This window comes from Brevibacillus sp. SYP-B805, assembly GCF_011059135.1.
Classification (GTDB): Bacteria; Bacillota; Bacilli; order Brevibacillales; family Brevibacillaceae; genus Brevibacillus_F.
In genome coordinates, this window is sequence record NZ_JAALGD010000006.1 from 56,416 (window position 1) to 69,901 (window position 13,486).

Below are 13,486 nucleotides of genomic sequence, written 5' to 3' on the forward strand. Positions count from 1 at the left end.
AGATTGATCAGGGGATGGTGAGACTACAGATCGATCACAAATCCCCTCCCGGCTGCAGCCGGTTTCTTCTCGACGATCACCATCTCCTGCACCTTCTTCGGCGGCAGGTAATGATGCTCAATCTGCCCTCCGGCGCTTTTAAACGCCTTTTCTTCCGATTCCTGCAGGACGATCACTTCCGCCCGAGAGCGGTCTGTATAGGTAACCTCCACCCGGTATAGAAACATCTCGTAAACACCTCTCTCGCGCGTCTTTCATGCTGCTGCCCGACCAAACCAGGGCTTGTTCGGGGGAGCTATCTGGCGTCCGCCAGTTGGGCCAGGACCGCATCCAGCTGCTCCTGAAACGCCGCTGTGCCGACGCGCTGTACAAATTGCAGGAAGCTTTCGCCGCGTTCTTTTGTTTCCTTGAAGAAGCCGATCAAGGCCACCAGCACCCGGGGCAGGTCGTCCGCCAGGATGCGGCCGCTCAGCTTCTCATTGAAGCGGGCGTTGGGTCCCAGCGTGCCGCCGATATAGATATCGAACGCTTCTTTCATGCCGTCGCCGGTTTTCACCAGGGAACCCTGCAGGCCGATATCGGCGATCTGCCGCTGACCGCAGGAGTTGGGGCAGCCGACCATGTGCAGCCGGATCGGTTCGTCCAGCTCGATTTCCTGATCCAGATATTCGGCCAACCAGCGCATCCGTTCCTTGGTTTCGACCAGGGCCAGGTTGCAGAACTCCGTGCCGGTGCAGGATACCGCGAAGGCGGTGAAATGCTTGGGATAGGGGGTAATGCGCTCCAGCAGTTTTTCCTGCAGCAAGGCTTCCACCTTTTCGTTCGGGATGTTGGCGATCACGATGTTTTGCGTGTTGCAGGTGCGCAGGGAGCCATCGCCATACACATCGGCCAACCGTGCCAGTTCCTCCAGTTCCGTGCCGCTCAACCGGCCGACCGGCACGCAGAGTCCGACGTAGGAGAGGCCCGGCTGCTTCTGTTGATGCACGCCGGTGAAATATCCGGCGTTCCAGCCGATGATCTTGTCTTCGCCGCGCGACGGCAGTTCGCCGGTCAACTCCACCAGCTTCTCCTGGAACTTTTCCGGCCCCCAGTCGGCGACCAGATATTTCAGCCGGGCGTTATGCCGTTTCTCGCGGTAGCCGTAATCGCGGAAGATGCTGGTGACGGCGACGGCCACATCGACCACCCGTTCCGGAACGACGAAGATGTCCAGCTGCTTGGCGAGATACGGCTTGGCGGACAGGCCGCCGCCCACCCAGACGTGGAAGCCGGCCACTTCCTGACCGTCGATTACCTTGACTGCGGGGGTGAAGGCCAGGTCGTTGATTTCGGCGTGGGCGGAGTTGTAGATGCTCGCCGAAATGGAGATTTTGTATTTGCGCGGCAGGTTGGAAAAGTCACGGTTCAGCAAGAAGGTGTCGGACAATTGCTTCACGTAGGGGGTCGTGTCAAACAATTCGTGCGGATCGATGCCTGCCAGCGGATTTCCGACGATGGTCCGCGGGCAGTCTCCACAGGCCTCGAAGGAGGAGAGATCCACTTTGGCAAGCCGGTCGAAAATGTCAGGGAACTGTTCCACGCGCAGCCAATGGAACTGCACTGCCTGACGGGTCGTGATGTCGACGAGATCGCGGCCGTAGTCGCGGGCAATCCCTGCCAGCGCACGGGCCTGATCCGAATTCAGCCGGCCCGACGGAATGCGGACGCGCATCATGAAATGGCCGTCTTTCGGCCGCTGTTCATAGATGCCGGCCCATTTGAACAGGCTCTTGTCATCCTCGGGGATGGATTCGTAGCCGGTCTTTGCGTAACGGTAAATATCCTCGATGATATCGAGACCGTCTTTCTCCAGTTTCAACAATTCCGTCTTGTTCAACTTTTCCGGCGTCTTGGCCCAGGTTGCTTGGTAGGGCATGCTCATCAACCTCCATTTTAAAAGTAAGTAGACCCGAATAATCGGATCAGGAAATTGACCGCGATTTTTTTGAGGATAAAATCATACTAAATTTATCGGAATTTAATGCTTAGATCATATAACGATTTTCCCCGGATTGCAAGAATTTTCTTGGGAATTTTGAATGGGAAGCGGAGGGGCGAAAAAGGGGAAGCATCGGGCATCGCCAGCATGAAAAAAAGCCGTTTCTCCGCGCACGGAGAAACGGCTTGGTGCCGTCCAACGCCTGAAACGTTTGGTTGAAAAAGGAGCCGCTGCTTGCCGAATGCCGATAACGGCTCTCCATCTGCGGGCAACAGGAGAGCGCTTCGATATCATCATGGCTGCCGACTTTTTGGACAGCCTGATAAGCTGCGCCTTCGCAATCGGTCTCGTCTGTTACTCCAGTTCCAGCAGCAGGTCGCCTGCTTCGATCGAGTCGCCCGTCTTCACGTGGAGGGTCTTCACCTTCCCGTCAGCCGGCGCTTGAATGGTCGTTTCCATTTTCATCGCTTCGGTGACCAGCAGGTGTTCTCCTTTTCTCACCTTGTCGCCCACTTCCACCAGCACTTTCAGCACCTTGCCCGGCATCGAGGCGCCGAGATGGCCGGCATTGTGCGGGTCTGCCTTGGGACGGCGCTGTGCGGTTACCTGGGCGGAGTGGTCGCGCACCATGATCTCGCGCGGATGGCCGTTCAGCTCAAAGTAGATGATCCGGTTGCCTTCAGGAGTCAGGTCGCCAACGGCCACCAGCTTGATGATCAGCGTCTTCCCGCGCTCGATGCTGACCGCGGTCTCTTCGCCCGGACGCAGGCCGTAGAAGAAGGTGGCGGTGTCGAGGTAGGAGAGATCGCCGAACTCTTTCAGGCTTTGGTCATACTGCAGGAAGACCTGCGGATACATGATGTACGACAGGACGTCCAGATCGCTTGGTTCCCGGCCGATTTTGCTTTCCAGCTCCTTTTTGACGGCGGCAAAATCGACCGGCGGAAGCAGCTCTCCGGGACGGGTGGTGAAATAGTCGCGTCCCTTGAGGACAAGGGCCTGCAGCTCCTGCGGGAACCCTCCCGGCGGCTGGCCGATATAGCCCTGGAAAAACTGGATCACGGAGTCGGGGAAATCCAGACGCTGCCCTTTCTCCATGATGTTTTCCTCCGTCAGGCCGTTCTGCACCATGAAGAGGGCCATGTCGCCGACCACCTTGGAGGAAGGGGTAACCTTGACGATATCGCCGAACATCCGGTTGACGGTGGCGTACATCGCTTTTACCTCTTCCCAGCGGCCTTCCAGCCCGACGGCTTTTGCCTGCTGTTCCAGATTGGTGTATTGGCCGCCAGGCATTTCATGGACATATACTTCGGTACTGCTCGCTTTCATGCCGCTTTCAAAGCTCTGGTAAAGCGGCCGGATATCTTCCCAGTAATCGGCCAGCTTGTTGAAATGAGCCGCGTTCAGACCGGTGTCCCGTTCGGTGCGCTCCAGGGCGGCGATAAGCGCATTCAGGCTGGGCTGCGAGGTAAGGCCGGACATGGAGCTGACGCAGGCATCGACGATATCGACGCCGGCTTCGATCGCTTTCAGCAGCATGGCGACCCCGTTGCCGGCGGTGTCGTGGGTATGCAGATGGATGGGAATGCCGATCTCCTGCTTCAACGCGCGCACCAGTTCATAGGCGGCATACGGTTTCAGCAGGCCGGCCATATCCTTGATCGCCAGGATGTGGGCGCCGGCTTTTTCCAGCTCCTTCGCCAGATTGACGTAATAGGACAGCGTATATTTGGTTCGCGACGGATCGAGAATGTCGCCGGTGTAGCAGATGGCCGCTTCCGCGATCTTGCCGGTATCGCGCACCGCATCGATGGCGGTCTGCATGCCCGGAAGCCAGTTCAGGCTGTCGAAGATGCGGAACACATCGATGCCGTGCTCGGCGGCTGCCCGGACGAACTCCCGGATCACATTGTCGGGATAGTTGGTGTAGCCGACCGCATTGGCCCCGCGCAGCAGCATCTGGAAGAGCACGTTCGGGATTTTTTGCCGCAAGAGCTGCAGCCGGTCCCACGGCGACTCCCGCAGGAACCGCATCGCGGTGTCGAAGGTGGCGCCGCCCCACATCTCCAGGGAGAACAGGTCGGAGGCCAGCTTGCCGGTCGCCTCGGCGATCGCCACCATGTCGTAGGTGCGCACCCGGGTGGCAAAGAGCGATTGATGGGCATCGCGGAAGGTGGTGTCCGTGATGAGCACCTTTTTTTGCTCCTTGATCCAGCGCACCAGGCCGTCCGCCCCTTCCCGCTCCAGAATCTGCTTCGTGCCCTCCGGATAAGGCTGGGAGTAAGGCGTTTTCGGTATGCGCGGCGGTTCGAAGCGCGGTTTCTTCTCGTTTTTCGGCAGGCCCGGATAGCCGTTCACGATGGTCGTGCCGATATAGTTGAGCAGCTTGGTGCCGCGGTCCTGTCTGCCGGGGAACTTGAACAGCTCCGGCTTGGTATCGATAAACGACGTGTCGTACCGGCCGCTTAAAAAGTCGGGATGGGTCACCACGTTTTCCAGGAACGGCAGATTGGTTTTCACCCCGCGGATGCGGAATTCGCGAAGGGTTCTGAGCATCTTGCGGGCTGCCTGTTCGAACGTGGTCGCATAGGTTGAGATTTTCACCAGGAGAGAATCATAGTACGGCGTGATGATGGCACCCGGATGCCCGTTGCCGCTGTCGAGACGCACGCCGAAACCGCCCCCCGAACGCCAGGCGAGCAGGCGGCCGGCGTCCGGGATGAAGCCGTTTTCCGGATCTTCCGTCGTGACGCGGCACTGGATGGCATAGCCGCTGCGCTTGATCTCCTGCTGTACCGGGATGCCGATCTCCGGATCATGCAGGGCATATCCTTCCGCCACCCTGATCTGCGTCTGCACGATGTCGATGCCGGTGATCAGCTCCGTGATGGTATGCTCTACCTGGATGCGCGGGTTTACTTCAATAAAATAGAATTTCCGGTCAGGCGTGAGCAAAAACTCCACGGTTCCCGCGTTGGTATAGCCCACCCGCTTCATCAGCGTGAGCGCCGCCTGACAGATCTCCTCGCGCAGCTTCTCGTCCAGGGCGAGACTGGGGGCAACCTCCACCACCTTCTGATGGCGGCGCTGGATGGAACAGTCCCGTTCGAAGAGATGGACGATATTGCCGTGGGCGTCCCCGATGATCTGCACCTCAATATGCTTGGGTTTTTCCAGGTATTTTTCCAGATAGACGTGGGCATTGCCAAAAGAGGAACGCGCTTCGGATCGGGCGCGGTCCAGCGCGTCCTGCAGCTCGTCCTGGCTGCGCACGATCCGCATGCCGCGCCCGCCGCCGCCGGAAACGCCCTTGATGATGATCGGATAGCCGTGTTCCTTGGCGAAGAGCATGGCGTCCTGCAGGGTTTCGATCGGCTCCGGGGTGCCGGGAATGACCGGGATGCCGGCTTCCACGGCCAGCTTGCGCGCTTCCACCTTGTCGCCAAATTTCTCAATCAGCTCGGAGGACGGTCCGATAAAGATGATGCCCACTTCCTGACACCGGCGGGCAAATTCGGCGTTTTCCGCCAAAAAGCCGTAGCCGGGGTGGATGGCGTCCACATCGTTGCGCTTGGCGATCTCAAGGATGCTGTCGATGTCCAGATACGCCTCGATCGGCCCTTTGCCGGCCCCGACCAGATACGATTCGTCCGCTTTGAACCGGTGCTGGGCGACATTGTCCTGTTCGGAATAGATGGCGATGGTGCGGATGCCCAACTCCGTCGCCGCACGGAAGATGCGGATGGCGATCTCGCCGCGGTTGGCAACGAGCAGGCGCTTGATTTTTCTTTGCTGCATGATTCTCTCCCCCTTTTCTACTTGCCGTTTCTTACATTTTCATATAGTTTAAATATACAAAATAGCGCATACGGTTACACGCATAAAATATTTTTTCCGACTATTTTTCTGGGGATTGGGAGATGAAAAGCGATGAACCAACAGCTACCGGTCTTTGTTTACGGCAGTTTGCGGCATGGATTTGGCAACCACCGCCTGTATCTGGCTCCATATCCTCACGAAGCCTATCCGGCGAAAGCGAAGGGACTTCTCTACCATTTGCCTGTCAGTGGGTATCCGGCCGTTCTGCAAGCCGGAGAGGCGGACGCATCCTGGGTGTACGGCGAAGTGGTCTTCATTCCGGCTGACGTGTATCCCCGGGTTCTCGCAGGATTGGACGAGCTGGAAACCTACTACGGCCCCGATGATCCGCGCAATGAATATGAACGGGAGATGGTGGCCGTGACCCGGCTGGATACGGGGGAAGAGCTGCAGGCATTCATCTACGTGAAGAGAGGAGAGCAGGAGCGGCTTGCCCGACAGATCGGCATCCCCGTGCCGGAAGGGGACTGGCGGGGCTTCATGGGCTCGCGGAAGTAGCCGGCTGCACGAATACGCCGCCGCCTTTTTGCCCACAATGGTAGCGTACCCTCACTGCAGGGGATTCCATACCGATGTGGGTAGAAGGGGGGAGTACGGTGGAGCTGCTGCATGCCGCACCCGCTGACATCTGGCGCCTGCTGATTCCGTCTTCCTGCTGGCTGTTTCCGGAAGAGGTGCCTGATGATGAACTGATTTTCCATTATCGGGATCATATCTACTTTGTCAACAGCGACGGCTCGGTTATCTCCATGCCGAAACCGGCCGGCTGCGAGCTGATGGGGCTGGGCGAGCTGCTGGACCTGTTGGCTACCGCAGAAGAGACGTACGATTTTGACGACAACGGCGAATTTGACTACGGCTGCATCCTGAAACGGATGGGGTATGTGGTGCCAACCAGCGGAACAGGCGAGAAGGCCGATTATCTGGTGGAGATCGTCAATACCATCGCCCCCCAGTCCATGGTTACGCGCTATGAGCTCTCGCGGGTCAGCTTTGCGTTTGCCCTGTACCATGCGCTTTTGCGCTGCCACGAACTGAACGGCAAGAGCGACTGGGAGTTTGAGCACGAAGTGAAGCGGATCAGCCCTGTCGAGCGCCTGCAAATGAAAGATTTGCTGATTCAACAGCACTTTCCCCCATCGCGATAGTGAAAATCCCCGCAAAATGAGTTATCATGAGACATGTAATAGATTTGATCTGCCAATTGATGGGAGGAATTTTGGTATGACGACTGCTGTTGAACGTCAAGGCGCGTTTGATCTTAAAGGACCGAAAACGCTGCTCGGGCCGGAATTGAAAGTGGGGGACAAAGCGCCCAACTTCACCGTGGTGGCCAATGACCTGACTGAAGTTACGCTGGACGATTCCAAAGGGACCGTTCGCATCATCTCCGTGGTGCCGTCTCTCGATACCGGCGTGTGCGATGCGCAAACCCGCCGTTTCAACGAAGAAGCAGCCAAATTGGAAGGTGTATCCATTTTGACGATCTCCGTGGATCTGCCGTTTGCCCAAAAACGTTGGTGCGGCGCCGCCGGAATCGACAAGGTGCAGACCCTGTCCGATCATCGCGATCTTTCCTTCGGTCTGGCCTACGGCGTAGCCATCAAGGAACTGCGTCTGCTGAGCCGCGCCGTGTTCGTGGTTGATGCCAACGACACGATTGTCTATGCCGAGTATGTGCCGGCAGCAGGCCAGCACCCCAACTACGAAGCGGCGATTGAAGCGGCCAAAGCGGCGAAATAAGCCAATCCCGCAAGACACCCACAACCTCTTCGCTTTCAGGAGCGAAGAGGTTTTTGTATTGCAGGCAAAGTCCGGCCATCATGGGGATGGTTCCCGCTCGCTCTCTCGATGACCCGCGAGGAAGTGGGCCGTGTCCGCTGCGAAACGCGGCGCAGGCCATTCGTCTCCCTTTTGTGTTCGGAAAATTCCTTACATTGGAATGTTTTTTTATCTTTCAATGTTTTTTATGTGGATTAATTTTTGTGTACGGGCAATAATTCTGAAATAATCCAGTTTTATTGACTTGCAAATAATTTACGAATAAAATGATCAGAGTATTTTCAAGTAAGGAGGATATGTAGTGGAAGCAACGATACGTCGTCTCAACGAAGAAGCGGGATCTGAAAAAGTGAAGCACCCGCGCGGACTTTATCTGCTGTTTTTCACGGAGTTGTGGGAGCGATTCAGCTACTACGGCATGAGATCCATCCTTGTGCTGTATTTGACGACGGCTCTTGTGAGCGGCGGGCTTGGCATGGACAAAAGCCATGCGCTCAGCATTTACGGATTTTTTACAGGAGCGGTCTACTTCACCCCGATTCTCGGCGGTTTTCTCTCCGACCGATTCTTGGGGAGAAGATGGGCCATTACAATCGGCGGGATTGCGATGGCTCTGGGGAATTACTGCCTGTTTGCGATGAATAACCAGACAGGGCTTTATCTCGGACTGGCTTTGCTTATTATTGGAAACGGTTTCTTCAAACCCAACATTTCGACGCTGGTCGGCGAGTTGTACGAGGAGAATGACAAGCGCCGGGATGCCGCGTTCACCATTTTCTACATGGGGATCAACATCGGGGCGTTCCTGTCGCCGCTCGTGTGCGGGTACCTGGCGGAAGATTATTTCAAAACGTCGGTCAACGGCGTCGTTCAGTACGGCTTCAAGTACGGGTTCCTGGCTGCTGCGATCGGGATGGTGATCGGCCAGGTGCTGTTCAACAGCCTGGCGTCCAAATACCTGGGCGACATCGGGAAGAAGCCGGTAGGCAAGCCCGTGCAGAAGGCGCAGAGCCAAGTGGAGCGCGCTCCGTTCACGGCAAAAGAAAAGCAGCGTACGGCCGTCATTGTGATTTTGGCCTGCTTCGTGGTCTTCTTCTGGGCAGGGTTCGAGCAGGCCGGCAGTTCCTTGACGCTGTACACGGACAAGTTTATTGAGCGCAACGTCGCCGGATGGGAAGTGCCCACCTCCTGGTTCCAGTCGCTCAATCCGCTGTTTATCGTGATTCTGGCACCGATTTTGTCCGCGCTGTGGGTCAGACTGGCCAACTCCAAACGGGGTGATTTGCATATCCCCACCAAGATGGCGCTCGGCATGATGCTGCTCGGACTCGGTTTTCTCGTGTTGGTTCCGGCTGTTCTTATGACCGGCAGCGATGAACAGAACATCGCGCTGAAAGCCAACATGCTGTTTATCATTCTCACGTATTTCCTGCACACATTGGGCGAGCTGTGCCTCTCTCCGGTGGGACTGTCGATGGTGAGCAAGCTGGCTCCCGTCCGCATCGTCTCCCTCCTGATGGGCGTTTGGCTGGCTGGTACGGGGGTTGCCAATATCTTGGCGGGACAGCTGGCAGCCTTTACGGAATCGCTCGGATACCTGGAAGTATTTTCAGTAATCGGATTTGCCACAATTGGCATAGGTGCGCTTCTTTTGCTTCTTTCCAGAAAATTGACCCGGATGATGTAGCCGGGAAACATTGCTACACAACGAAAAAGCTGTTGGCCGTGATGGTCAACAGCTTTTTTGGTATAAGCCTTGTCATTTTCTCGTGTCGGTCATTGTCCATCCGTTTCCGCCTTCCGCTGATCGGGGATAAGCTTGCTCATCAAGCTTTTGAAGGACGTTCTCTCCATCACCCGGTGGGTAACTTTCAACAGCATAATCGTGCTTTTATCAAGGTGAGGCTCTAAAATCTTGTAAATTTGCGAACCGGTCTCACAAAAATAAACGCACTGCTCGTTCATCCCCTGTCTCAAGGCGCTAAGACCGATTTCCTCCGCTTCTTGCCCGACGACGATCAACAGGTCGACATTGGTCGCCACCGCCTTTTCACCCATCTTGGCATATTGCTCCTGCGCATATTCACTTTCTCCCAACTGCGGCATGTAACCGAGAAGAGCGATTTTTTTCCTTCCTTGGGAAATTTCCTTCAGCACCTCAAGCGCGGTGGCCATTGCGAGCGGAGAAGAATTCCATGTATCGTCTATTATCGTACAGCCGTTGACGCCTGTTTTTACCTCCAAATGCTCCTCCACCTGTTCAAAGCTGGCTAACCGACGCAGCGCTGTTTCAATCTCCACTCCGATACACGACGCTGCTGCGATCGCTGCAAGCGCATTATACACATTGTGTTCTCCATAGCCGGGAACGTAACCCTGATAAGATTTGCCTTGATGCTCCAGCGCAAAATTCATACCTTTGTCAGCATAGACGACGTTCTTTGCACGAAAATGGGAGCGATCGCTTTTTCCGAAGTAGAGCACCCTTTGCAATCCGCTGACATCGATCACTTTTTTAATATTTTCATCATCATCATTCAAGATGAGGATTCCGTTTACAGGGTCCAATCCTTCCACGATTTCCGCTTTGGCCAGCATATACTTTTCGGGTGTTTCACAATAGGCCAAGTGGTGCACTCCGATGTTTAGCAAAATGCGGATCTGCGGTTGGAAGGACCGGCATGTCGTGCTCAAATAGCCCGGATGAACGACCGGCAATTCGAAAATGGCCACTTCCGTCTGTTGGTCCATGTCGAGCAAGCAATCCACATTGTGCCAAATGTCATTCAAACTCCTCCAAGTGGCCGTTAGTGTAAAATCTTCATCGAGAATCTGCCGTAACATTTCTGTTGTCGTCGTTTTGCCGCAGGTACCTGTGACGCCGATCACCGGGATGTGAAAAAGGCTTCGATAGTACCGGACAAACTGCTCAAAAGCTTGCTCTACCTGTTCAACCTGAATGAGAATGATCGAATCCCCCAAATCGATGCAAAGATCCGGTTCATCTGAAATAATCGCGACCGGCTTCTTCACGCTCCAATACTTTCCATGGATTGGCTCTCTGTCCAGATGGAAGACCAGGGTATGATCGTCGATTTCGTCCTTCGACCAATAGTTTACGTTCATGATAATCGGATTGCCAGACCCATGAATGATGCGGCCACCGATTTGTTGAACAATTTCACGTAACGGTATGCTTTTCACTTCATGTCACTCCAATTGAATTTTACGTTGGTTCCCTATCTTAACCGGCCAGTGAAGCTGCATCATTGAGCAAACGGAGAGGAGCGAGATTGCACAATGTATACGCTTTAATCCGGGAAAACGCCGTATCTTGCATCATCAATGCCCGCCTGATCCCTTCCTGCACGATGAACGGAGGTCGTCACATCATGTTCTCGCTGATGACTGTACTTTCGACCAATCATCGGAAATGCGCACTTTCGCGCATCTGCTAATTTGGTAACAGGGATATTGTTAATGTATGGTTCCTGATCAAGAACGGTGTTGGCAGAAACTTCACGCCAAGTTTCGTCGATGCCCAGGTTTTCTTGAAACCGGATGCTTGCTATACTTGCTTTACGGAAAAAACCGAAGGAGAGACAGCATGGAAGAGGTATTGCTGCGGTTTACAGCCGGTGACGAGGAGGAGGGACGGACGCTGCGGGAAGTGCTGCAAAACGCGCATGGCGTATCGCGGCGGCTGTTGGTCAAAGCCAAATACGGCGGCGAGATCCGGATCAACGGCCAGATGGCCTATGTGTCCCAGCGGCTGCACAAAGGGGATGTGGTGACGGTTACGCTGCCGGCGGAGCAGGCGGAGCATATCGAGCCGCAGGAGATGCCCCTTGCGATCCGGTATGAAGACGACGATCTGCTGATCCTGGCCAAACCGGCCGGACTGGTCGTCCATCCGACTCGGACCCATCCGTCGGGCACGCTGGCAAACGGGGTGATCGCCTACTACCTTGGCAAAGGGGAGAGCCGCCGCTTCCGGCCCGTCAACCGGCTCGACAAAGATACCTCGGGCCTGATGATCATCGCCAAGAACCAATGGGCCCACGAACAGTGCGCCCGCATGCAGAAGGAGCGCACCCTCCGGAGAACCTATCAGGCCATCGCGCATGGACGGCTTGCGCCAGCCGAGGGGACGATCGATGCGCCGATCGGCCTTGCCGACGGCTCGATCATCGAACGGACGGTGCGGCCCGACGGCCAGCCTGCCCGAACGCGCTATCGGGTGCTCGCCCAGACGGCGGAGATGAGCTGGGTGGAGCTGCAGCTGGAAACCGGGCGCACCCACCAGATCCGGGTCCATCTCCGCCACCTCGGCCATCCCTTGCTGGGCGATGATCTGTACGGCGGCAGCCGGGAGCTGATCGGACGGCAGGCCCTGCACGCGGCCGCCCTGTCCTTTGCTCACCCCCGCACCGGGCAGCCTCTGGCGCTGACGGAACCGCTGCCCGAGGACATGGCGCGCCTGGTGTCCCGCTTCCTGTAAGGCGGGACTTCAACATTTTTCACTGGCAAAATGAGAGCGCTTACGTTATCATGAAAGAAGGAATCCACTCCGCTCCAACATCATAGGCTTAAGCCGCTGGCGGTCTATGGGGAAAGGACCCCCAAGGTCTTTTTTCATGGTAGTAGACACGACCCAGTTTACGCTTCGGTCTTCTTCAAGTCTGCCGCACTTGCAGCAGGTTTGTCCCGGCATGAGGAAGGCGATGCGCAGACTGGGTTTTTTGCTGCATGCAGGAAAGGTTATGCTCAAGAAAACCCTGGAACGACACAAGGAAGGGTGAGGCCACCGGCCGACACCGGCGTTTCGTTTGTGGCGGCCGGGCGATAGAAAGGTGGTGGATCAAGTGAAAGTGGTTTCGTTCAAAAGGCGGGAAGCGCCGCAGGAACCGTGGCGGGCAGGGCTGTTGACAGAAGCGGGGATCGTGGATGTGCAGCGGGCGCTGCCGGATGCGCCCGGGACCGTGCTGGGGCTGCTGGAGGAATGGGAACGCTGGCGGGAGGAATTGGCCGGCGCCGCTGCCGCGTCGGCCCCGGAGAAGATCGTCCGGCTCGAGGAGGCGGTCCTGGGTTCCCCGCTGCCCCGACCGCCCAGCTTCCGCGATTTTTATGCCTTTGAGGCGCATGTGAAAACTGCTCGCGAACGGCGCGGGCTCCCCATGATTCCGGAATGGTACCGGTTTCCCGTCTTCTATTTTTCCAATGCGGCCGCCTTTGTCGGGCCGGAAGAAGAGGTGGTCAAACCGGCAGCGACGGAATGGCTGGACTATGAGCTGGAAATCGCCTGCGTCATCGGGAAGGGCGGGATGGATATCCCGGTGGAGCAGGCGGACGATCATATCGCCGGCTTCTGCATCCTCAATGACTGGAGCGCGCGCGACCTGCAGCGCGAAGAGGTAAAGGTGGGGCTTGGGCCTGCCAAAGGAAAGGATTTTGCCACGTCTCTGGGCCCCTGGCTGGTGACGCCCGACGAGCTGGCGGACCGCCGCATACCGGGGGAAAAGGGGAACCGCTATGACCTGATCATGGTGGCGCGCGTCAACGGCATCGAGTATTCGCGGGGCAATTTTCGCGATATCCACTACACGTTTGCCGAGATGATCGCCCGCGCTTCCGCCGACTGCCCGCTCTATCCGGGCGATGTGATCGGCTCCGGGACGGTCGGGACCGGCTGCATTCTCGAATTGGGGACGGAGCGTTATGCGTGGCTGAAGCCGGGGGATACCGTTGAACTGGAGGTGGAACGGCTCGGCATTCTGCGCAACCGCGTCACCGCCAAGAGAAGGAAGATGCATTCCTGACGACAGCATAAAGGGGGAACGT

The 13,486-nt window shown here is 56.6% G+C and carries 10 protein-coding genes; 6 read left to right on the plus strand and 4 right to left on the minus strand.

Features of this window, described 5'->3' with window-relative positions; all coding sequences use genetic code 11:
* Positions 1 to 23: 23 nt before the first annotated feature.
* The 3 genes from G3578_RS09285 to pyc form a co-directional block, all read right to left on the minus strand.
* Positions 24 to 227, minus strand: a complete 204-nt coding sequence (locus G3578_RS09285; RefSeq protein ID WP_165211849.1) for a DUF3906 family protein — start codon at positions 225 to 227, stop codon at positions 24 to 26.
* A 68-nt stretch (positions 228 to 295) separates the two neighbouring features.
* Positions 296 to 1,918 carry a nitrite/sulfite reductase gene (locus tag G3578_RS09290; protein ID WP_165211852.1) on the minus strand — a complete coding sequence of 541 codons (1,623 nt, stop codon included), beginning with the start codon at positions 1,916 to 1,918 and terminating at the stop codon, positions 296 to 298.
* 417 nt (positions 1,919 to 2,335) lie between these two features.
* Positions 2,336 to 5,782: a pyruvate carboxylase gene (pyc, locus tag G3578_RS09295; protein ID WP_165211854.1), complete on the minus strand. Its 3,447-nt coding sequence runs from the start codon at positions 5,780 to 5,782 to the stop codon at positions 2,336 to 2,338.
* A gap of 132 nt (positions 5,783 to 5,914) precedes the next feature.
* Here pyc and G3578_RS09300 point away from each other — a divergent pair, with 132 nt between their 5' ends.
* The 4 genes from G3578_RS09300 (at position 5,915) to G3578_RS09315 (ending at position 9,332) form a co-directional block, all read left to right on the plus strand.
* Entirely contained in the window at positions 5,915 to 6,361 is a 447-nt protein-coding gene (locus tag G3578_RS09300) for a gamma-glutamylcyclotransferase family protein (RefSeq protein ID WP_165211857.1), read from the plus strand.
* 98 nt (positions 6,362 to 6,459) lie between these two features.
* Positions 6,460 to 7,011: a hypothetical protein gene (locus tag G3578_RS09305; protein WP_165211860.1), complete on the plus strand. Its 552-nt coding sequence runs from the start codon at positions 6,460 to 6,462 to the stop codon at positions 7,009 to 7,011.
* 76 nt (positions 7,012 to 7,087) lie between these two features.
* Positions 7,088 to 7,606 (plus strand): thiol peroxidase, encoded by a 519-nt coding sequence (tpx, locus tag G3578_RS09310; RefSeq protein WP_165211863.1) that lies wholly within the window; start codon positions 7,088 to 7,090, stop codon positions 7,604 to 7,606.
* A gap of 340 nt (positions 7,607 to 7,946) precedes the next feature.
* Positions 7,947 to 9,332: an oligopeptide:H+ symporter gene (locus G3578_RS09315; protein ID WP_165211866.1), complete on the plus strand. Its 1,386-nt coding sequence runs from the start codon at positions 7,947 to 7,949 to the stop codon at positions 9,330 to 9,332.
* Between the two features lie 89 nt (positions 9,333 to 9,421).
* On the opposite strand, the gene G3578_RS09320 is transcribed toward G3578_RS09315, so the two are convergent.
* On the minus strand, positions 9,422 to 10,849 hold the full coding sequence (locus tag G3578_RS09320; RefSeq protein ID WP_165211869.1) for a Mur ligase family protein: 1,428 nt from the start codon (positions 10,847 to 10,849) through the stop codon (positions 9,422 to 9,424).
* A gap of 403 nt (positions 10,850 to 11,252) precedes the next feature.
* On the opposite strand from G3578_RS09320, the gene G3578_RS09325 reads away from it, so the two are divergent.
* On the plus strand, positions 11,253 to 12,146 hold the full coding sequence (locus G3578_RS09325; protein ID WP_165211872.1) for an RluA family pseudouridine synthase: 894 nt from the start codon (positions 11,253 to 11,255) through the stop codon (positions 12,144 to 12,146).
* A gap of 364 nt (positions 12,147 to 12,510) precedes the next feature.
* The gene (locus tag G3578_RS09330) at positions 12,511 to 13,464 is read left to right on the plus strand and encodes a fumarylacetoacetate hydrolase family protein (protein ID WP_165211875.1); all 954 of its coding nucleotides are present in this window, start codon (positions 12,511 to 12,513) and stop codon (positions 13,462 to 13,464) included.
* The last annotated feature ends 22 nt before the right edge of the window (positions 13,465 to 13,486 follow it).